Source organism: Okibacterium fritillariae, assembly GCF_052783725.1.
Genome location: NZ_CP199917.1, coordinates 423,841 through 443,593 on the forward strand (window position 1 = coordinate 423,841; position 19,753 = coordinate 443,593).

Below are 19,753 nucleotides of genomic sequence, written 5' to 3' on the forward strand. Positions count from 1 at the left end.
CGTTCCCCGCCTCCGGCTGCCGCGAAAAGCTGAGGGTATGAACAAGAACACCCTGTCTTCGCCGTCGCTTTCACCGCTGCCTTCGCCGTCGCATTCGCCCCGTCGTGCCGCCGGCGCCCTGCTCCTCGCCGCGCTCGTGCTCGTGTCGGCCACGGGCTGCGGGGCGGCCCGCAACACGCTCGATAACCCCGGGCACACGCTCGTCGACGGTCTTCGGGGCGGCGACTCTGCCGCGGCGCCGGGCGAGGGGGATGGTTCGGGCGACGGCACCTGGGGTGACGACTCGTCCGGCGGGTCGGCCGATAACGGATCGACGGAGGGTGACATCGACTCGTCCGAGCTCACGGCCGACGACGGCTACCCGGTCTACGGCGAGCGTTTCGGGCTGAGTGACGATGTGCCCGCCGTCACCAACCTCGACCCCGCCCTCCTCGACGCCCTGCGCCGCGCCGCCTCTGCCGCCCGCGCCGACGGCGGCATCGGGATCACGCTCACGGCGGGATGGCGCAGCGAGCGTTACCAGCGCTACCTGTTCCAGCAGGCGGTCCATAAATACGGCAGCGTGCAGGAGGCGTCGCGCTGGGTCATGCCGGGCACGACGTCGAAGCACCTCGCGGGCCAAGCCGCCGACGTCGCGACGGTCGACGCCATGGAGTGGCTGAAGTCATCCGGCGCCCGTTTCGGCCTCTGCCAGGTCTACTCCAACGAGAACTGGCACTACGAACTCACGGCCCGCAAGGGCGTCTGCCCGCCCCTCCTCACGGACTCCTCCGGCTCCTGACGGGTCTGGACATCGGTGGATGCGCGGAGCAGCATGGGGGCATGACCGAGACTCGCACCCCTTCGCCGACCCCACGGCTGCGACAGTTCGTGCTCGACGCCGAAGACTCGCGGGCGCTCGCCGAGTTCTACCATCACCTCACGGGGCTTCCTTATATCGAGGGAGACGAACCGCGCACCGACGGCGCACCCGAAGGTTCCAACGCGAATTTTCTCGTCTTGACCGACGGGGATGGTGTGCGGCGCCTCGCTTTCCAGAAGGTGCCCAGCATGCCTCCGCCCACCTGGCCCGAGGGTCCGCGTCCGCAGATGATGCACCTCGATTTCGAGGTGGCCTCTGATGCGGAGCTTCAGGCCGTGCAGCAGCGCGCCCTCGAACTGGGCGCCACGGTTCTCGACGATCGCGCGGATGACTCCGACGAACGTCTCATCGTCTTCGCCGACCCGGCGGGTCACCCGTTCTGCGTCTTCATCCCGGCCGGCTGATCGGACCGCGGCCCCGTCATCCGATCGACCCGAGCGGCTGATCGACCCGAGCCGCTGATCGACAGAGCTGCAGATTGACCCTGGCCGCCGACCAACCCTGACCGCTAGTCGACTTTCAGCCCGCGGATGATGAGAGCGGCGACTGCACGCGCTTCGGCCACCCACTCGGGCCGGTCGGTGGCGCCGCCGATGCCGTGTAACGCGATCATGACGGATGCCGGGGTGACGTCGTCGCGAATCGCCCCGTCGGCAGCGGCCCGACCCATGAGCTCGGCGAGTGTGCGTTCGAGTTCGTTCCCGCCCTCGGCTTGGGTGGCGGGGTCGACAACCGTGGCGAGTGTGCGTGCAAGGGCGGCGTGCTCGACCACGTAGTCGACGAAAGCGCGCAGGAACGCGTCGAGGCTTTCGGCGGCCGGCCCGGAGGAGTCGCGGGCCTGCTCACACAGTGCGACCACTTCGCCGCGGTAGACCGCGGCCGCCAATGCCTCGCGCGTGGGGAAGTGTCGGTAGAGGGTTCCTACTCCGACGCCGGCGCGCGCCGCGAAGTCGTCGAATCGCAGCTGCTCGTCGTGTTCGAAGACCGACCGAGCGGCCGCGATGATCGCGTCCCGGTTGCGGCGAGCGTCGGCTCTCAGCGGTTTTGCGTCGATCATGGGCCCCTCGCGTTGACAAGTGGAGATAGTCTCCATATAGTCCGGAGTGGAGACAATCTCCACATTATCGGATGGGTGAGCCATGAAAATTCTCATGTTCGGTCGCGGAGTCATCGCGACGATCTACGGTCGGGCGTTTGAGGCGGCCGGCCATGAGGTCGAGTTCTACGTGCGCCCCGGGCGGGTCGCCGACTATGGAACCGATGTGCACATGGAGCTCATCGACGGTCGCCGTGCGCCCCTCGGGCGTCAGACCCGCGCCACTTTCGCGCCGCGACTGCGCGAGTCGATCGACCCGCGGGATGGGTTCGACCTCGTCGTCCTCAGTGTCGGGCATCATCGCCTGAGCGAGGCGGCCGCCTTTCTCGCCCCGCGAATCGGCGCTGCGCCCGTGCTGGTCTTCGGCAACATCTGGCAAGAGCCCCTCGACGCCATCGCGCCGCTCCCGGCCGACCAGGTCGTCTTCGGTTTCCCGCAGGCGGGCGGCGGTTTCGACGAAAACGGCGTCCTGCGGGGTGCGCTGCTCGGCTCGGTCATCCTGGGTGCGTCGAACGCGTCGAACACGTCGAACACGTCGGCCACGAAACCTCATCGGGTGGCGCGAGCCGTCTTCGCGCAAGCCGGCATCGGCGTGAGGGAGGAAGAGGACATGCGGGGATGGTTGATGCTGCACGTCGCCCTCGACGCCGGCATGTTCTCGCAGGCTCTGCGCGTCGGCGGGTTGGCGAAGATGGTGGGTGACCCTAGGGCGCTCCGTGGTGCCTTTCTCACGAGCCGAGAATTGCTCCCCGTGCTGGCCGCGCGGGGCGTCGATCTCCGGCGGCACCGCGCGGCGGCGATCCCCACGCGTTTCCCTCTGCTGATCGGCGCGCTGACGGCCGCGGCCAGTGCGGCCCTCCCGATCGCGCGGGCCAGCCTGGCGGCGCACACCGACCCGAATGCGGCCGAACCCCGAGCGGTCCTCGATGACACCCTGCGCACCGCCCGCGAGCTCGGCATCGCGGTCCCGCGCCTCGAAGGCGCGCTGCGCGGCGTGTGAGCGCGGCGTGGCCCGGCCGCGCGGGGTCGCCGTCGCGAGGGCTGCGAGCGTGTGTCGGTGTCAGCCCCCAGCGGTCAGTGGGGCGGCCGATGCGGCGGGCGACGTAGCGGTCGGTGTAGTGGGCAATGCCGCGGGTAGCGCCTCGGCCTGCGAGCGGATCGTCATGGGTCGGTTTCCTCGGCGCCAGCTTGTACGTACAGACTGGACTATACGTACTGAGCGGGCTAGAGTACGAGGGTCGGCGCGCCCCGCGCCGCACAACGAAGCGAAGGATGTTCGGCGCGACGAAGCGCGTTTCGACGGCTCGGCCCAGTGAGCCAGCCGCCCCGGGCCGCAGGTCGAGGGCGCGCGTGTCCGAACTCGAAAGGAATGTCATGCCTTTGGTCAGCGGTCTCGACGTCATCACCGAGTGCGGGGAGCGCGGCCTCGTCGCCGGTGCCTTCAACACCACGAACCTCGAGACGACGATGGGTATCGTGGCGGCCATCGACCGCGTGAAGGTGCCGACCTTCATTCAGGTCGCGCCCACCAATGTGGCGCTGTCGGGCTACGCCTACATCTACGACATGGTCGCCCGCCGCCTCGAAGACACCGATGTGCCCGTGGCGCTGCACCTCGACCACGGCAAGAACCTGCAGGCCGTCGAAGACGCCCTGGCCGCTGACTTCACCTCGATCATGATCGATGCCTCCGAGGAGCCCTACGACGAGAACGTGCGCATCTCGGCGATCGCCCGCGGGCTGACTCCCGCCACGCTCGCGCTCGAGGCCGAGCTCGGCAGCATCGGGGGCAAGGAAGACGACCATGGTCCCGAGATCGAGTCGACCACGAACCCGGCCCAGGTCGAGGACTTCGTGCGCGCCGTGAACCCCGACATGCTCGCCGTGTCGGTGGGCAATGTGCACGGGTATTCGCCGACCGCGGCCATCGATTTCGATCTCCTGGCCCAGGTGCGCGACGCGAGCGCCGTCCCCCTGGTCGTGCACGGAGGCTCGGGTCTGCCCGCCGAGCAGCTGAGCCGCCTGGCCGAGTTCAACGTGGTCAAGGTGAACGTGGCCAGCGACCTGCGCAACGCCATGATCCGCACGTTCGGCGAATCGTTCAACGCCAATCCCAACGAGGTGTCGCTCATCCGCGTCTCGACCGAAGCCGTGACCGCAATCGCCGACGTGGTCGAACGCCGCATCCGCACGCTCAACCCGTCGGTCGCCTGACGACTCGGCCCCGCTCATGCACATGCTGCCCACCATCACGATCGACATCGGCACGACGAGCGTCAAGCTGCGCGCGTTCGACGCCTCGAGCATCCCCCTCGCCTCGGAGACTCACGCGACGCCTACCGTGCGCGACGCCTGGGGCGAGATCTACGACCTGGATGCTCTGACCGGCTACATCGATCGATTCATCCGGGGGCTCGAAGATGCCGACCGCGCGGGCATGCAGCGCATCGCCGTCACGGGCGTGGGCGAATCGGGTGGACTCGTGCGCGCGGACGGCAGCCTGGCCTCGCCCATGATTCTGTGGCACGACCATCGTGGGGCCGATCTGCTCGCGCCTCTCGATGACGCCGAACGCCTGCGCATCTACGCGATCACGGGCCTGCCGGTGAACGCGAACTATGGCCTGTCGAAGGCCGCCTGGGCCCTCGGGCACGCCGACGACGCCTCGGATGCGCAGTGGCTCAACGTGGCCGAATACGTGGCCGCGCGCCTGACGGGCGTGCGCTGGTCGGAGTACTCGCTCGCCAGCCGCACCATGGCGCTCGATTTGACGACCGGCACCTGGTCGGCCGAGGCATCCGCCCTGCTCGGGCTCGACGTCGCGCTCTTCCCTGAGCTGCGCCCGGCCCGGGTCGGCGAGCCGCTCAGCCCGTCGGTCGCCGCGCGCCTCGGTCTCGCTGATGACGTGCGCGTGCATGTGGCCGGTCACGACCACATGGTCGGTGGCGTCGGTGCCGACCTGCGCGCCGGCGAGCTGCTCAATTCGACGGGCACCACCGAGGGACTCCTTTTTCTGCGCGAGGCACCCCGCCTCGACGCGCAGACCGCCCGCACCAAGCTCGCCAACGGCATCGCGTGCACGGGCGACGATTTCACGCTCTTCGCGTCGATCCCCACGGGCGGCTCGGCCTTCGCCACCCTGCAATCGCTGCTGTCGCTGACCCCGCAGCAGCTGTCGGGCCACGTGGCCGAGCTGTCCGAACGGTATGCCGCCGGCGATATCGACCTCGACGCCATGCCGCTCGTGCTGCCGCAGTTCCGGGGCAGTCCGCCGCCCACCAAACGTGCGTCGGCCCGCGGCGTGGTGTCCGGCATCCGCACCGATACGACGGCGGCTGACCTGATCTTCGGATGTTTCCTCGGGCTCGCCCTGCAGTTCAGAGACGTGCTCGACCTCTTCGGGCAGCGGGCCGAGGTCGTCAAGGTCATCGGCCCCGCCGCCGCGAACCCCCTGTGGCTGCAGTTGAAGGCCGACCTCTTAGGAGTTCCGCTGAGCGTGTCGCAGGTCTCTGAGGTCGTCTCGCGCGGTGCTCAGACGCTCGCGTCGGGTGCCCCGAGTTCGTGGCTCGACTGCGACCCGCGCGACATCGAGGTTGACGACCGTCGTCGCGATCGACTCGCGGAATGGGACGCCGACATCCGCCCCCAGTGGGATGACCTGAAGGGCCTCGAGCGATGACGCTTGTCGCAGGAATCGATTCATCGACGCAGGCCTGCAAGGTCACGGTGCGAGACGTCGCCACGGGTGTGCGCGTGCGCGAGGGCAAGGCGAGCCATCCGCCCGACAGCATCGTCGACCCCGAGGTGTGGTGGCGCGCCCTGCTCGAGGCCGTGCGCCATGCGGGTGGGCTCGACGATGTCGCCGCGATCTCGGTCAGCGGTCAGCAACACACGCCCATCTTCTTGGATGCCGGGGGCACACCGGTCGCCCCGTCGCCGCTGTGGAACGACACCGGGTCACACCCGCATATGCTCGCCCTCAACGAGGAGCTCGGCCGCGACGAGTGGATCCGCCGCACGGGTTTGCCGCTCACGCTCTCCGACACGGCGCCCAAGCTCCGGTGGCTGCGCGACACCGACCCGGAGGCCGCACGACGCACCGACGCCGTCGCCATCGTGCACGACTGGCTCACGTGGCGGTTGATGGGCTTCGGCCCCGGCACGGGCGGAATCGATCGACTGACGACGGACCGGTCGGAGGCATCGGGCACCGGGTATTGGTCCGGCGTCACGGGCGAGTACACCCTCGACCTGTTCGAGCATGCGCTGGGCAGGAGCGCCGTGCTGCCCGAGGTGCTCGATCCACTCGGACGCGCGGGTGTCACCGGCGAGGGTATCCCGGGCATCCCCGCCGGCATCCCCCTCGGCGTGGGCAGTGGCGACAACGCGGCCGCGGCCCTCGCGCTCGGCCTCGAGGAGGGTGACGCCGTGCTGAGCCTCGGCACATCGGGCGTGGTCTATGCGCGCACCGCCGACCCGGTGCAGGACTACGCCGGCTACGTGTGCAGCTATGCCGACGCGACGGGAGACCACCTGCCGCTCGTGGCGACACTGAACGCCGCCCGCAATCTGCACCTCGGCGCGGGCGTGCTCGGTTGCACGTATGCCGAGCTCTCAGACCTCGCGCTCGATGCCCCCGCCGGTTCGGAGGGTCTGACCCTGTTGCCGTATTTCGAAGGTGAACGCACACCCGATCTGCCGCATGCCCGTGGTTCGCTGCACGGCGCGACGCTGACGAACTTCACACGCGCCAACTTCGCCCGCGCCGTGGTCGAGGGCACGCTGGCCAGTCAGGTCGCCATGCTCGATGCGTTGCACGCGTGCGGTGTCGAGACCAACCGCCTGCTGCTCATCGGCGGTGCCTCCAAGAACCCGGCCGTGCAGAAGGTGCTCGCCCAGATGGTCGCTCCGCCGCTCCTGGTTCCCGAGTTCGATGAATACGTGACCAAGGGCACGGCCATGCAAGCCGTGGCCGCGCTCGACGGAGGCTTTCCGTCGTGGAACGTCACGATGACCGAGCTGCCGCAGACGCCCCTGCAACCGCAGATCGCTGAGCAGCACCATGCGGCGCAGGCGGCGCTCGGCTACATCGATCCCGCTCGCGCCCGGGCCTGATGCGGTGCGGGCGCTATCGTCGTCTGCAGGCGCTGAGCCGAGCGCCCGCTCGCACGGATGGTCGGGAGCGCAACCACACGCAGGAGGTATCGAGCTGACCCGCACGTTGCGCATTCCCGTCGCCTGTGGCGTCGACCTCGGCAGCACCAACACCAAGGTCGTGGCTCTCGACCGCTCGGGGGCCGTTGTCGCCCGCGCGAGCCGTCCGACCCCGCGCGACGCCGAGCTCTCGGTCAAGGCCGAGGCCCTCTTCGCGGTCGTCGAAGAGATGCTCATCGAGGTCTGCGGCGATGTCTACTCCATCCACGCCGTCTGCGTGGCCGGGGTGGGGGAGGACGGCGTCCTCGTCGACGACGACCTGCGGGTGCTGACGCCGCCGCTCACCTGGTTCGACCCGCGTCGGCGCGACATCTTCCACGGGCTGCGCGACCGCTTGCACGACGACGACTCGTATGACGCTGAGACCGACGCCGTGCGCACGCTCGTCGGATGGTCGTGGGCGCGCGAACAGCGCGCGGCTCGGTCGGCCCGACACTGGCTCGCCCTGACCGATCTGGCGGCCGTTCGGTGGACGCGGCGCCCGTTCTTCAGCGACACCCTCGCCGCGCGCACCTCGGCGTGGCGCTCGACGGATCGGCGCTGGGCGTCGGAGCGCGTCGAGGTCACGCTCGGCTCGGCCGATCTGCTGCCCGAGGTGCTGACGACCGGCGAGATCGCCGGGCCGCTCGATTCGGCCACGCTGCGCGCGGCCGACGTCGTCGCCCCGGATGCGATCACCGTGGCGGGTGGGCACGATCACCCGATCGCCGGGTGGGGTGTGCGGCAGATGATTCCGAACGCGGTGCTCGACTCGATGGGCACGGCCGAGGTGGTCGTGGCTGAGGCATCCGTGCCCGCGCCGCGCGGGGCCCACGTCGACGTCGGGCCGGGCATCCGTTCGAGCGGTTTCACTCTGCTGCGCGTCGAGGAACTGGCGCGCAACGTGCAGTGGGCGTCGCAGGATGCCGCCGTCGCGGATCAGATCCGCGCCGTCCTCGTGGGCCGCATCGAATCACTGCCGCTCTGGGATTCGGGCATCTTCCTGCCGGGCGAACGGGGTGGCGGCACGCCCGCGTTCGCCCCCGATGCGCCACGAGACCCGCTGGCGCTCGCGTCGGCCGTGCTCGGCGCGCTCGCGCGGGCGGGCCGTGACGCGGTCGATGCCGTCGGTGCGCCGGGTGGTGGGGTGCGGCTGGCGGGCGGCTGGGTGCGCTCGCCCGGGTGGATCGAGATCAAGTCGGCGGTGCACGGAACACGGGCGGCCCCCATCCTCGAACCCGAGGTCACGGCCGTGGGTGCCGCATTGCTCGCGGCCGCCGCGCGCGGATGGGCGCCCGATGCGACGCTCGCCCTGGGCGGTTTCAGCACCGAGATGCTCGGCTGAGGTGACGTGTGCCTCAGCTCGCGGAAACGCTCACCTCGAGCGGAATCACGTCGGTGAGCACCCACGTCTCGTAGTAGTCGAACTTCGTGCCGCGGTCATCCCACGACAGCGAGCGCACGCGCAGCACGGGCTCGTCGGTGCCGACCTGCAGGTGCGCGGCGACGGGCTCGGGGGCGCGCAGGGCGTGGATGACGCGTTTCGCGCCGCTCGTGACGAAACCGGCCGCGCGCAGGCGCTCATTCACCGAGGCCGATCCGTCGAGCACATCGGAAGCGGTCGACATCGATTGGCCCGAGGCCCCCGGGAACCAGTTCGTGCTGAACATGGCGATGCGCCCCTCGAGCGAGCGCACGCGTTCGAGGGCGAAGACGTCGTCGCCGGCGCCGACCTGCAGCGCGTCGGCCACGTGTCGGGGCGGGCGGGTGAAGCGTGCATCGATGACGCGCGTTTCGATGCCCACGCGGCCGTGCCGGATCTGGGATTCGAGGAACCCTTCTTGCACGGTCCACCCGGATGTCTCGACGGGCGTGCTCGCGAACACACCGCGGCGGGGCACTCGGCGCGCGAACCCGTCGGTCTCGAGCTTCTGCAGCGTCTGTCGCACGGTCGCGCGCGACAGGCCGTATTCGCGGCAGAGCTCGGATTCGCTGGGCAGTCGCTCATCGGGCGGGATGGCTCCGTCGAGAATCTGCGCGCGCAGGATCTCGGCGAGCTGTTCGTAGTAGGGCACGGGTGAGGTGCGTTCGATGGTCTGCGACATTTCCACACTCCTTCGAGCGCCATCGTATAACCCGATACCGGCACACCGGTCGATTCGTATTGTCGAGACCCACTGGTCAGGCCGCCTGTCCGGGTGGTACTGTCTGTACGTACAAGATCGAACGATCAGCAAGGTCGCTGACCCACCGGGCACCACTCGGGCCGCCACGACCGTGAGAGAGAACGGGCGCCCCGCCCGGCTCGCGACAAGTATTCGCAGCGCTGCGCTGCGTGACACGAGGGAAAATCAATGTCAGTGACGACGAGTATCCACTCCGACGGCTCGAAGGCCCAGGGGTTCATCGAAAAGATCGGAATTCCGAAACCCCTCGTCTGGGGTTTCGTCGGCCTGCTGCTGTTCATGATCGGCGACGGGGTCGAATCGGGCTACATCGCCCCGTTCCTCGCGGACAACGGCGCGGGCGGCGAGACCAACGCCGCCGTCATCATCACGGTCTACGGCCTCATGGTCACGCTCGGTTCCTGGTTGTCCGGCGCCCTCTCCGATGTGTGGGGCCCGCGCCGGGTCATGATCATCGGCCTCACGCTGTGGGCCGTGCTGCAGGTGCTCTTCCTCGCCGTGGCCCTGCCCACCGAGAACTTCACGCTCATGCTCGTGATCTACGGCCTGCGCGGCGTCGCCTACCCCCTCTTCGCCTACGGTTTCCTCGTGTGGGTGCTGGGTGCCAGCCCGGCCAACCGCCTCGGCAGCGCGGTCGGATGGTTCTACTTCGCCTTCACGGGCGGTCTCCCCACGCTCGGCTCGCTCGTCGCCAGCGGCACCGTGCCGTTCATCGGCCCCTATTGGACCTTCTGGGTGGCCCTCTCGCTCGTCGTCCTCGGTGGCATTTTCGCCCTCGTCGGGTTGCGCAACGCGCAGGGTGGCGGCCGTCAGGCGGCTCCGCACATCACGACGGGTCGCAGCCTCATCGACAGCGTGGCCATCGCCTTCACCAACCCCCGCGTGGGGCTCGGCTGCCTCGTGCGCGTCATCAACACGGCGCCGCAATTCGGCCTCTTCGTCTTCTTTCCGACGATCTTCGCGGTCGACCTGGGCTTCGGCACCTCCGGATGGCTGCAGCTCGTCTTCATCCTCGGCGCCTCGAATATCTTCGCCAACCTGTTCTTCGGTGTGTTGAGCGACCGCCTCGGCTGGCACCGAACCCTGCGGTGGTTCGGCTGCATCGGTTCGGCCGTGGCCGTGCTCGCCTTCTACTTCCTGCCGCAGTACGTCGGCGACCAGTACTGGGTCTCGGCCCTCTGCGCCGCGTTCTTCGGCATCACGCTCGCCGGTTTCACGCCCATTTCGGTGCTCATGTCGCTCATGGCCCCCGCGCAGAAGGGCAACTCGATCGCCGTGTTGAACCTCGGCGCCGGTGCGGCCACGTTCGTCGGCCCCGGTATCGTTGCACTCTTCCTCGCGCCTCTCGGCGCCGGTGGCGTCACGATCATCTTCGCCGTGCTGTATGTGCTCGCGGGCATCTCGGTGCGCTGGCTCCAGGTTCCCGACGAGGCCCAGCGCGTGGTCGAAGAGGGCGGAACCCTGCAGGCCTTCGTGGGCGACCCGGCCGCGGCGACGGGTTCGGCCAAGACCCAGGGCTGACGGTTCCCGCCGCGGGCCCGCAACGCCCCTCACCTATCGAACACCTTTGTGGAGTGAAAACATGACCGATCGAACAATGCGTGCCGCCGTCCTCGACGGAACGGGTGGAATCGACATCCGCGAACTACCCGTACCCCGCCCGGCGGCCGACGAGGTCGTTATCGCTCCCGTGGGAACAGGTGTGTGCGGAACCGACCTGCACCTGGCCTCGGGGGAGTACCCGCACGGGCGCTTCCCCGTCGTGCCCGGACACGAGTTCGCCGGCTACATCACCGCCGTGGGATCGGATGTCTCGACATTCGCCGAGGGCGACTACGTGGGCGTCAACCCCAACATCTCCTGCGGCATCTGCACGTGGTGCCGGCGCGGCGCCACGAACCTGTGCGTCAACATCCTGCCGGTCGGCGTGGCCGTGGATGGTTCGGTGGCCGAGTTCGTGGCCGTGCCCGCGCGCATCACGTTCCCCCTCGACGAGCGCGTCACGCACCGCGCGGCGCCACTCATCGAACCTTTCGCGTGCGTGCTGCACGCCCTCGAGCGGGTGCCCGACTGGAAAGACCAGGAGCTCGTGATCTTCGGAGCCGGCTCGATCGGACTCATGGCCGTCATCCTCGGCATTGCCGAGGGGGCCACAGGCATTCGAGTGGTGGAGCCCAACCCGGCGCGTCGCGAGGCTGCCGCCCAGCTCGGTGCGCTGCAGGCCGTCGCGTCGGTCGACGAGCTCGACCGGGACGTGTTCGACCTCGCGCTCGACGCCAGCGGGCATCCCGTGGCGATCGAGAACGCGATCTCGGTGCTCGGCCCGCGGGGACGCCTCGTGCAGATGGGGGTCGCGGCGCCTACGGCCAGTGTGCCCCTGCTGCCGTATGAGGTCTTCGCCAAAGAACTCAGCATCATCGGCTCGAATTCGCTGGCCGAGAAGTACGGCGAATCGGCCGAGCGCATGGTCGACCTGCAGGGCGAGCTCGAGGGCCTCGTCACGTCGACCTTCGGTATCGAGGACTACGCGGAGGCCATGGCCGCCGCCACGCGACCCGACCAGATCAAGGTGCAGATCGTCAACTGATCGGTCGGGCGCGCAGGGCGCAGGCCGCGTGACGTGCCCGAGCCCGTGCCCGGGCGTCGCCCCCGCTAGACGTGGTGGCGACGCTCGAGCGCCGCGCCCTCGACATCCACGTTGGGCAGGATGCGGTCGAGCCAGCGTGGGATCCACCACGCCGATCGCCCCAGCAGGTGCATGAGCGCCGGCATGAGCAGCATGCGCACCACGAACGCGTCGAGCAGCACGCCGAAGGCCAGGCCGAAACCGATCGAGCGGATGATGGTGGCCTCGGAGAAGATGAACCCGCCGAACACCGACACCATGATGAGCGCCGCGGCCGTGACGACGGCGCGACCCGCCCGGAAGCCCTGCATGACGGCGAGCCGTGCGGGCGCCCCGTGCACATACGCCTCGCGCATGCCGGATGCCAGGAACAACTGGTAGTCCATGGCGAGTCCGAAGAGGATTCCGACCAGGATGACCGGAAGGAAGCTCAGGATCGGGCCCGTGCTGTGCAGGCCGATGACGTCGGCGAACCATCCCCACTGGAACACCGCGACGACCGCGCCGTAGGTGGCGAAGAGCGACAGGATGAACCCGCCGGTCGCGATCAGCGGCACCAGCAGCGAGCGGAACACGAGGATCATGATGAGCAGCGACAGGCCAACGACCACCGCGAGGTAGAGCGGCAGCACGGCCGCCAGACTCTCCGAGATATCGATGTTGATAGCGGCCTGGCCCGCGACGCCCAGCTGGATGTCGCCGTCGATGGCGGGCAGCAGGCGCAGGTCGCGCACGAGCTGTTCGGTCGACACGCTGTTGGGGCCCTCGGCCGGGATGACCTGGAAGGCCGCGAGTTCGTTGTCGTCCGACACGGCGATGGGTGCGACCGAGACGACATCCTCCTGGTCGGCGATCTCCTCGGCGACGAGCACCTGCTTCTCGAGCACCTGGTCGTCGTCGAGGCCCGACGGCAGCTGCGCGGTGACGAGCAGCGTGCTGTTGGTGCCGGCGCCGAACTCGTCCTGCGTGAGCGTGTAGGCGCGGTAGGACGCGGAATCTTCGGGTTCGGAGGAGCCGTCGGGCAGGCCCACGCGCATCGACAGCGAGGGGATGGCCACGACGAGCAGCGCCACGATGCTCACGAGGACTGTGACCACGGCACGCACGGTCGACATGGGCTTGACGGGTTTCTCGACCCGCGCGTGGTGGGCGGCACCCGAACCGGTGCGCGCCTGGGCGGCGCGGGCACGGGGCTTCTTGGCCAGCACGCGCTCGCCGACGAGACCCAGCAGCGCGGGCGTGAGCGTCACGGCGATGAGCACGGCCACGGCCACGCACACGGCGCCCGCGGTGCCCATGAGGCCGAGGAACGGAACACCCGTCACGTTGAGCGCCAGGAGCGCGACGATGACGGTCGCCCCGGCGAAGATCACAGCGTTGCCGGCCGTGCCGTTGGCGAGACCGATCGACTCGCGCACCTCGGCGCCCTGCAGCAGCTGCTTGCGGTGGCGGTTGATGATGAACAGCGAATAGTCGATGCCCACCGCGAGCCCCAGCATGACGCCGAGAACGGGGGTGACCGAGGCCATCTGCACGACGCCCGAGAACGACAGCGTGGCCAGAACGCCGATGCCGACGCCCACGATGGCGGTCACGAGCGGCAGGCCCGCGGCGATGACCGAGCCGAGCAGCACGAGCAGCACGATGGCCGCGATGACGAGGCCGATCACCTCGCCCACGCCGAAAATCTGAGGAACGCCCTGCGCGATATCGGTCGAGAAGCTCACGTCGACGCCGTCGATGGGCTCGGATTCGAAGTGCGTGATCACGCCCTGCTTGGCCTCCTCCGAGAGCTCGAGGCGCGGTTCGGTGAATGCCACGTTGACGAGGGCGGTCGAGCCGTCCTCCGAGACGAATCGGATGCCGTCGGCCAGGTCGAGCAGGCGTGCGCCGAGTTCGAGCTTCGACGTCTGGGTGGCGAGTTCGGAGCGGCCATCCGTGAGCGTCTGCTGCTGTGCGTCGAGCTGCGCCTTCGAGGCGTCGAGCTGCTGCTGCTGTGCGTCGATCTGGGCGGTGGGGAAACCGGCGGCCTCGGCCTGCGCGCGGGCCTGGTCGAGCTGCGTCTGGGCGGCCTCGAGCTGGGCGGCCCCGGCATCCAACTGGGTCTGGCCGGCGTCGAGTTGCGCGGCGCCGTCGGTGATCTGCTGGCGTCCGTCGACGAGCTGCTGGGCCTGGTTGGCGCGCTGCTGCTCGGTGTCGAAGGGGTCGATCACATCCGAGACATCCTCGAGGTCGCCCGAGTCGGCGATGAGGGCGCTGATGCCCGCGCGCTGCTCGTCGGTGAGCGCGCTGCCGTCCTCGGTCGAGAAGACGACGGTTCCTGATGCTCCGCCGAAGTCGGGCAGCTTCTCCTGCAACTCGTCGGTCACGGCGCCCGATGCGGTGCCCGGGATGTCGAAGCTCGACGTCAGGCCCTTCGAGCCGATCAGGTAACCACCCACCGCGAGCGCGAAGATCACGGCCCAGGCGGCGATGACGAGCCAGGCACGCCGTGCCGAGAGTTTGCCCAGGCGATAGAGGAGTTCAGCCATGCGGAGTGTGCCTTTCGGAACCGATAAATTTGCAATACGCACCGTCTCGTATTGGTGACAACGCTAGCATGGCGGCATGGAACATCAGCGCGGACGGGCCCGCAGCGAGGCGGCGCGCGTGGCCATCCTGCAGGCCACCGCGCGACTCTTCGCCGACCGCGGCTACGAGCAACTCACCATGGAGGGCATCGCGCACGAGGCCGGTGTGGGCAAGCAGACGATCTACCGCTGGTGGACGTCGAAGGGTGCGCTCGTGGCCGACTGCCTGCTCGAAGGCTTGCTGCTGCCCGAGGGGATAGCGCCAGACGATACGGGCGACATCCGCACCGATCTGGTCACGTGGCTGCACAAGATCTTCGTGCTGCTCGAGAGCAAGGGTGGGCCGGCGCTCATGCGGTCGCTCATCGCGGCCGGCGCCGAGAGCGACGACGTCGGCGGGCGACTCGGCGACACGTTCGGCACCAGCTCCTTCCTCGTCGAGCGGTTCGACAAGGCGGTCGCGGTCGGGCAATTGCCGCCAGATGCGCCCCTTCAGCAGATGGGGGAGGCGCTGCTCGGAGCGGTGATCTTCCGCACCCTCACGCGCGCCCCCGCCGACGCCGACGTGGCCGCGCGCCTGGTCGATGTGGCGCTCGGGCCGCGCCTCGCCGATGACGGAATTCGTCACGGCGACCTATCCGAATGACGCATTCCTATGAAATAACACAGAGACTTCTCTGAAACACGATCGATACACGGCGCCCGTAGATTGCGGGGAATGCCCACCTCTGGGCACATTCCCTTGCAGAAAAAGGACGCATGTCACACGACGATCGTTCCACCCCCTTATCCCCTGCCCGCTCTTCGAGACGAACACTCCGCCGCTCCGGCGCCACCCTCGCCGTCGGCATCCTCGCCGCCGGTGTCATCATCCCCGCGACGGGCGCCACGGCCGTCTCGAGCACCACGGCCGCCAACGGTGCGGTGTGGCAGATCCACGACGCCGCCCCTCCCGGACTCGACACGGGAAGCATCCGCACCGTCAGTCAGTCGCGCGTCGACGGCTTCGGCAACATCTTCGTGAAGGTGACGGGTGCCTCGAACCCTCGCTTCAACGGCGAGATGATGCGCGGCTTCGGGCTCACCGCCACGGCCGACGGCGCCGCCTACGACACCACGCAGTCGGTCGACCTCGGCGGCATCGACATCACGCGTGACATCACCATGGGCAATGCCGACAGCACGGCGCGCTACTTCGACACCTTTACCAACACGACGACCGCGCCGGTCACGGTGGATGTCTCGTTCGGCGGTTCGCTCGGCTACGGCACCACGACCAACCAGGGTCTCGTGCGGGCGACGGCCGACGGCGACACCACGGTCGCCCCGACCGACTCGTGGGCGCTCGTCGCCAACACGCAGGCCACCCAGCGCCCCGTCGGCGTCGTGCTCGGCAGCCCCGCCCCGTTCGCTGGTGCCCTGAACCGCACCGGCAACCAGCAGCGCAGCCCGTTCACCAACCCGATGGCCACCTCGGGCAACGAGGCCAACTTCTACGGCTTCATCAACACGCTCACCGTGAAGCCCGGCGAGACCCGTTCGTTGGCGCGCTTCGTGCACGTCGGCGCGGCCGGGCCGGATGCCGCGACATCCCAGGCCGCGGCCACCACCACGCTGCAGACGCTCGCCACCACGCCGAACTTCGCGGGCCTCACGCCCGCCGAGATCTGCACGGTCAGCAACTGGGACCTCACCACCATCCAGGGCTTCGACGCCGCCGCGTGCGCACCCTCGACGAAGCTCGACGTGCCCGCCTCGCCCGCCGCCGCGACGCCCACCACCACGTCGCGCTATGACGTCGTCAACAAGACGATCACCGAGATGCAGGCCGATATGACGGCGGGTCGCACCACATCCGTCGCCATCGTGCAGGCCTACCTCGACCGCATCAACGTCTACGACGACGGGCAGTTCGGCTTCAACGCGTTCCTGCACGTGGCCGCCGACGCGCTCGACCAGGCGAAGGCAGCGGATGCCGCACGAGTCGCCGGCACGACCGGTGACCTGCTCGGCATCCCCATCGCCCTGAAAGACCTCTACGACACCAAAGACCAGCCCACCACGGGCGGAACCCGCGCCCTCGAGGGCTGGCAGCCCGACAGCGACGCGTTCCAGGTGGAGAAGCTGCGCGCCGCCGGCGCCGTGCTCATCGGCAAGACCAACCTCTCGGAGTTCGCCAACTCGGGCAGCTTCAGCGAGTCCGGCTGGGGCCAGGTGTGGAACGGTCTCTACGGCTCGAAGACATCCTTCGGGTCGTCGGGTGGTTCGGCCGTCGCCGTCGCCACCAGCATGGCCGCGGGCGCCATGGGCACCCAGACCGGTGTCTCGCTCTACGCGCCCACCACGGGTTCGAGCCTCACGACGTTCCGCGGAACCGACGGCATGGCCTCGACCCGCGGCGTCATGCCGCTCACGTGGGGTCAGGACTACGCAGGCCCCATCGCCCGCACCGTCAGCGACCTCGCCGTGCTGCTGAACGCCACGACGGGAACCGACCCGTTCGACATGCTCACGGCCCAGGCCGACGCGCGCAAACCCGCGGACTGGAAGACCGCGCTCAGCACGCAGGCCCTGCAGGGCAAGCGCATCGGCTACCTGCCCACGTCGTTCGTGTCGTCCTACGCCGACGACGGAACCGGTGAGGCGGCCCTCGCGCACCTCGCCGACCTGCGCGCCGCGGGTGCCACGGTCGTCGAGATGCCCGCGCCGCCGTCGGGTGGCTCGAACCCCGCCCGCAACGTGTCGCAGGAGGGATGGGCGCTCTACATCGAGGAGCAGACGGGCTTCCCCTACGCCGACGGCAACGCGCTGCTCGCGTCGCCGAAGGTTCTGCCCTACAACCAGCGTTCGCTCTCGACCGCGCCGCGCATGACGCCCGAGAACGTGCAGGCCTACATCGATTACCGCACCAACTACAAGCGCATCATCGATGCGTGGATGGCTGAGCAGGGCGTCGATGCGGTGGTCTACCCGGGCTTCATCAGCGACGTGTTCAACAACGACGCCTCGAGCTCGCAGCTGTCGTCGGACCGCGCCACGGGCGTCCTCACTTCCACCGTCGGCCTGCCGACCGTGGTCGTGCCCGTTGGCCTCAACCCGCACGGTTACTCGATGTCGATGCAGCTCGTCGGTCCCTCGTGGAGCGACGCGTCGGTGCTCGGCATGGGTTACGCGCTCGAGCAGCAGACGAAAGCTCAGGTTCTCACGACCCTGGCGCCGGCCCTGGCTCTCGATCCCTCCGTTCCGGTCGAGCCGACTGAGCCGCCGGTGCCGCCGGTCGACCCGACCACGCCTCCCGTGGACCCGACCGTGCCGCCCGTCGAGCCGCAGCCGAGCGCGACGGCCGTGCCCATCCCGAACATTCCGGCCGATGCCGGCTCGACGCCGAAGCCCGGCGCCTCGGGTTCGCTGTCCACGACGGGTAGCGAGATCGGGCCGTGGTTCGTCGCCGCGTTCGCGCTCATGTTCGCGGGGGCCGCGGCGACGTTCATCCGTCGCCGACGCCGCACCGCGTCGGAGTAGCCGCAATGGGGCGGTCGCGCCGGCACCTGCTGCCGCGACCGCTTCCATGGGACGGCCGCGCACGCTGGAGGATTCCGCCGGCCAAGCGACCATTCGCGATGTTCGATGCGTGTGTTGTTCGATCATCCGCGTCGGCCTGACGGCCGCACTGCGCTAGGGCTCCGAGAAGGGGACGGGCTCACCAGCCCGTCCCCTTCTCGCATGTAAGGCCGCCCTAACTTCTGCGAGACAATGAACCTATGACAATTGCTTCCCCGCGCCCGCCCAAACCGCAATGCGTGCTGCAGGTGCAGCGCAGCGAGTGGGTGTCGCCGCACCTCGTGCGCGTCATCCTGGGTGGCGAGAACTTCGACGATTTCGTCGACAACGGGTTCGCCGACAAGTACGTGAAGATCGTCTTCGTCAAACCCGAGCTGGGCCTCGAGCCGCCCTACGATCTCGCCGAGCTGCGCACCTCGCTCGCGCCCGACGACCGCCCGGTCACCCGCACCTACACCGTGCGCTGGGTCGACCAGGCGGCTCGCGAGCTGGCCATCGACTTCGTGGTGCACGGCGACGCCGGTCTCGCGGGCCCCTGGGCCGCGGCGGCCCAGCCCGGTGACACGCTCGTCTTCGCGGGACCGGGCGGCCTGTTCAACCCCGACGCCACGGCCGAGTGGCACCTGCTCGCGGGCGACGACTCCGCCATTCCCGCCATCAGCGCCGTGCTCGAGGCCATGCCCGCGGATGCTGTGGGCCACGCGTTCATCGAGGTCGACACCGATCGCGACATCCTGCCCCTCACGGCGCCCCACGGCATCGAGCTGCACTGGCTGCTGCGCGGGGGAGTGCCGGCCGGTGAGTCGACCGCCCTCGTCGACGCCGTCGCCGCGCTCGACTGGCCGGCCGGTCGTGTCAGCGTCTTCGCGCACGGTGAGCGTGAGGCCATGAAGGGCCTGCGGCGCGTGTTCGCGGCCCACGAGGTGCCGCGGGCGGATCTGTCGCTCTCGGGCTACTGGGCTTACGGCCGCACCGAGGACCGGTTCCAGGCCGAGAAACGCGAACCCGTCGGTGTGATCTTCGACGAGGATGCCGCGCCGACGCCCCGGTGACGGTGGCGCGTGGTGGAATGGTCGCAGGGAGGCGATCGATGTCGCGCAGTCAGTCCGGCGATGCCGTGAGCGGTGACGACCGCGCCGTTTCCCGCGCCTACAACTTCCCGGGGTTTCCCACCTTCGCGGGTGTGGTGCCGACCGGCTACCGCGAGACCGTGCGCAGCCGCGAGATCGGGCGAGGCCCTGCCGTCTTCGAGGCCGCCGTCGGTCTCGTGCTGCACTGGCAGGTGCATTACGGCTCGGGTTTCGTCGCGATCGAGGTGCCGGATGCGGTGACCGACGATGCCGAGTCGGTGTGGGGCATCCCGTTCGGCCCGTTCCGACCGCGTGTGGCCTGCCGCGTCTTCGGCGTCATCGATGAGCCCGGCATCGGCGGTTTCGGCCACGGAGCGCTCGAGGGTCACCCGCAGAGCGGCTGGGAGAGCTACCTCGTCCGTCTCGACGATGACGGCCGGGTTTTTCTCGACATCCGCGTGGTGTGGAAACCGGCCGCCTGGTGGATGCGTGCGGCGGGCCCGTTCGGCGCGCTCGGCCTGCACATCCTGCTGCGCAAGAACCTGCGCGCCCTCGACGGCCTGCTGCCCGCGTCGGACTGACGTCCGAT

The 19,753-nt window shown here is 69.2% G+C and carries 16 protein-coding genes; 13 read left to right on the top strand and 3 right to left on the bottom strand.

Translation table 11 applies throughout. The features are described from left to right. Nucleotides 1-37 precede the first annotated feature (37 nt). Both ACUWEX_RS02025 and ACUWEX_RS02030 read left to right on the top strand, forming a co-directional pair. Entirely contained in the window at nucleotides 38-781 is a 744-nt protein-coding gene (locus tag ACUWEX_RS02025; RefSeq protein ID WP_445996955.1) for a D-alanyl-D-alanine carboxypeptidase family protein, read from the top strand. A 41-nt stretch (nucleotides 782-822) separates the two neighbouring features. Then, nucleotides 823-1,266, top strand: coding sequence for a VOC family protein (locus ACUWEX_RS02030; RefSeq protein ID WP_445996956.1), 444 nt, complete (start codon nucleotides 823-825; stop codon nucleotides 1,264-1,266). 104 nt (nucleotides 1,267-1,370) lie between these two features. Here the strand turns inward: ACUWEX_RS02030 and ACUWEX_RS02035 are convergent, their stop codons facing one another. Then, entirely contained in the window at nucleotides 1,371-1,919 is a 549-nt protein-coding gene (locus ACUWEX_RS02035; protein ID WP_445996957.1) for a TetR/AcrR family transcriptional regulator, read from the bottom strand. 82 nt (nucleotides 1,920-2,001) lie between these two features. Between ACUWEX_RS02035 and ACUWEX_RS02040 the strand changes: the two genes are divergently transcribed. From ACUWEX_RS02040 to ACUWEX_RS02060, 5 genes are all read left to right on the top strand, one after another. Continuing rightward, nucleotides 2,002-2,958, top strand: coding sequence for a ketopantoate reductase family protein (locus tag ACUWEX_RS02040; protein ID WP_445996958.1), 957 nt, complete (start codon nucleotides 2,002-2,004; stop codon nucleotides 2,956-2,958). Between the two features lie 374 nt (nucleotides 2,959-3,332). Beyond that, nucleotides 3,333-4,172, top strand: coding sequence for a class II fructose-bisphosphate aldolase (locus ACUWEX_RS02045; protein ID WP_077054342.1), 840 nt, complete (start codon nucleotides 3,333-3,335; stop codon nucleotides 4,170-4,172). Nucleotides 4,173-4,188: 16 nt separating this feature from the next. Beyond that, complete coding sequence (locus tag ACUWEX_RS02050) at nucleotides 4,189-5,637, top strand: FGGY-family carbohydrate kinase (protein ID WP_445996959.1); 1,449 nt, start codon at nucleotides 4,189-4,191, stop codon at nucleotides 5,635-5,637. Further along, nucleotides 5,634-7,073 carry an FGGY family carbohydrate kinase gene (locus ACUWEX_RS02055; protein WP_445996960.1) on the top strand — a complete coding sequence of 480 codons (1,440 nt, stop codon included), beginning with the start codon at nucleotides 5,634-5,636 and terminating at the stop codon, nucleotides 7,071-7,073. The genes ACUWEX_RS02050 and ACUWEX_RS02055 overlap by 4 nt, the downstream gene beginning before the upstream one ends. Nucleotides 7,074-7,179: 106 nt before the next feature. Then, complete coding sequence (locus tag ACUWEX_RS02060; RefSeq protein WP_445996961.1) at nucleotides 7,180-8,496, top strand: FGGY-family carbohydrate kinase; 1,317 nt, start codon at nucleotides 7,180-7,182, stop codon at nucleotides 8,494-8,496. 13 nt (nucleotides 8,497-8,509) lie between these two features. Here the strand turns inward: ACUWEX_RS02060 and ACUWEX_RS02065 are convergent, their stop codons facing one another. Then, the gene (locus ACUWEX_RS02065) at nucleotides 8,510-9,256 is read right to left on the bottom strand and encodes a GntR family transcriptional regulator (RefSeq protein ID WP_445996962.1); all 747 of its coding nucleotides are present in this window, start codon (nucleotides 9,254-9,256) and stop codon (nucleotides 8,510-8,512) included. A 255-nt stretch (nucleotides 9,257-9,511) separates the two neighbouring features. Here ACUWEX_RS02065 and ACUWEX_RS02070 point away from each other — a divergent pair, with 255 nt between their 5' ends. Beyond that, nucleotides 9,512-10,858 carry an MFS transporter gene (locus ACUWEX_RS02070; protein ID WP_445996963.1) on the top strand — a complete coding sequence of 449 codons (1,347 nt, stop codon included), beginning with the start codon at nucleotides 9,512-9,514 and terminating at the stop codon, nucleotides 10,856-10,858. 61 nt (nucleotides 10,859-10,919) lie between these two features. Then, entirely contained in the window at nucleotides 10,920-11,924 is a 1,005-nt protein-coding gene (locus ACUWEX_RS02075; RefSeq protein WP_445996964.1) for a zinc-dependent alcohol dehydrogenase, read from the top strand. 65 nt (nucleotides 11,925-11,989) lie between these two features. On the opposite strand, the gene ACUWEX_RS02080 is transcribed toward ACUWEX_RS02075, so the two are convergent. Further along, entirely contained in the window at nucleotides 11,990-14,494 is a 2,505-nt protein-coding gene (locus ACUWEX_RS02080) for an MMPL family transporter (RefSeq protein ID WP_445996965.1), read from the bottom strand. Between the two features lie 76 nt (nucleotides 14,495-14,570). On the opposite strand from ACUWEX_RS02080, the gene ACUWEX_RS02085 reads away from it, so the two are divergent. The 4 genes from ACUWEX_RS02085 (at nucleotide 14,571) to ACUWEX_RS02100 (ending at nucleotide 19,745) form a co-directional block, all read left to right on the top strand. Then, on the top strand, nucleotides 14,571-15,179 hold the full coding sequence (locus ACUWEX_RS02085; protein ID WP_079726622.1) for a TetR/AcrR family transcriptional regulator: 609 nt from the start codon (nucleotides 14,571-14,573) through the stop codon (nucleotides 15,177-15,179). Between the two features lie 113 nt (nucleotides 15,180-15,292). Continuing rightward, entirely contained in the window at nucleotides 15,293-18,055 is a 2,763-nt protein-coding gene (locus ACUWEX_RS02090) for an amidase (protein ID WP_445996966.1), read from the top strand. 239 nt (nucleotides 18,056-18,294) lie between these two features. Next, nucleotides 18,295-19,146, top strand: a complete 852-nt coding sequence (locus ACUWEX_RS02095) for a siderophore-interacting protein (protein ID WP_445996967.1) — start codon at nucleotides 18,295-18,297, stop codon at nucleotides 19,144-19,146. Between the two features lie 38 nt (nucleotides 19,147-19,184). Then, nucleotides 19,185-19,745 carry a DUF1990 family protein gene (locus ACUWEX_RS02100; protein WP_445996968.1) on the top strand — a complete coding sequence of 187 codons (561 nt, stop codon included), beginning with the start codon at nucleotides 19,185-19,187 and terminating at the stop codon, nucleotides 19,743-19,745. The last annotated feature ends 8 nt before the right edge of the window (nucleotides 19,746-19,753 follow it).

What these genes read in the sequence shown, in the direction of transcription:
- ACUWEX_RS02025 (WP_445996955.1), top strand. Translation starts at nt 38, where the DNA reads ATGAACAAGAACACCCTGTCTTCGCCGTCGCTTTCACCGCTGCCTTCG.
- ACUWEX_RS02030 (WP_445996956.1), top strand. Translation starts at nt 823, where the DNA reads ATGACCGAGACTCGCACCCCTTCGCCGACCCCACGGCTGCGACAGTTC.
- ACUWEX_RS02035 (WP_445996957.1), bottom strand. Translation starts at nt 1,919, where the DNA reads ATGATCGACGCAAAACCGCTGAGAGCCGACGCTCGCCGCAACCGGGAC.
- ACUWEX_RS02040 (WP_445996958.1), top strand. Translation starts at nt 2,002, where the DNA reads ATGAAAATTCTCATGTTCGGTCGCGGAGTCATCGCGACGATCTACGGT.
- ACUWEX_RS02045 (WP_077054342.1), top strand. Translation starts at nt 3,333, where the DNA reads ATGCCTTTGGTCAGCGGTCTCGACGTCATCACCGAGTGCGGGGAGCGC.
- ACUWEX_RS02050 (WP_445996959.1), top strand. Translation starts at nt 4,189, where the DNA reads ATGCACATGCTGCCCACCATCACGATCGACATCGGCACGACGAGCGTC.
- ACUWEX_RS02055 (WP_445996960.1), top strand. Translation starts at nt 5,634, where the DNA reads ATGACGCTTGTCGCAGGAATCGATTCATCGACGCAGGCCTGCAAGGTC.
- ACUWEX_RS02065 (WP_445996962.1), bottom strand. Translation starts at nt 9,256, where the DNA reads ATGTCGCAGACCATCGAACGCACCTCACCCGTGCCCTACTACGAACAG.
- ACUWEX_RS02075 (WP_445996964.1), top strand. Translation starts at nt 10,920, where the DNA reads ATGACCGATCGAACAATGCGTGCCGCCGTCCTCGACGGAACGGGTGGA.
- ACUWEX_RS02080 (WP_445996965.1), bottom strand. Translation starts at nt 14,494, where the DNA reads ATGGCTGAACTCCTCTATCGCCTGGGCAAACTCTCGGCACGGCGTGCC.
- ACUWEX_RS02085 (WP_079726622.1), top strand. Translation starts at nt 14,571, where the DNA reads ATGGAACATCAGCGCGGACGGGCCCGCAGCGAGGCGGCGCGCGTGGCC.
- ACUWEX_RS02090 (WP_445996966.1), top strand. Translation starts at nt 15,293, where the DNA reads ATGTCACACGACGATCGTTCCACCCCCTTATCCCCTGCCCGCTCTTCG.
- ACUWEX_RS02095 (WP_445996967.1), top strand. Translation starts at nt 18,295, where the DNA reads ATGACAATTGCTTCCCCGCGCCCGCCCAAACCGCAATGCGTGCTGCAG.
- ACUWEX_RS02100 (WP_445996968.1), top strand. Translation starts at nt 19,185, where the DNA reads ATGTCGCGCAGTCAGTCCGGCGATGCCGTGAGCGGTGACGACCGCGCC.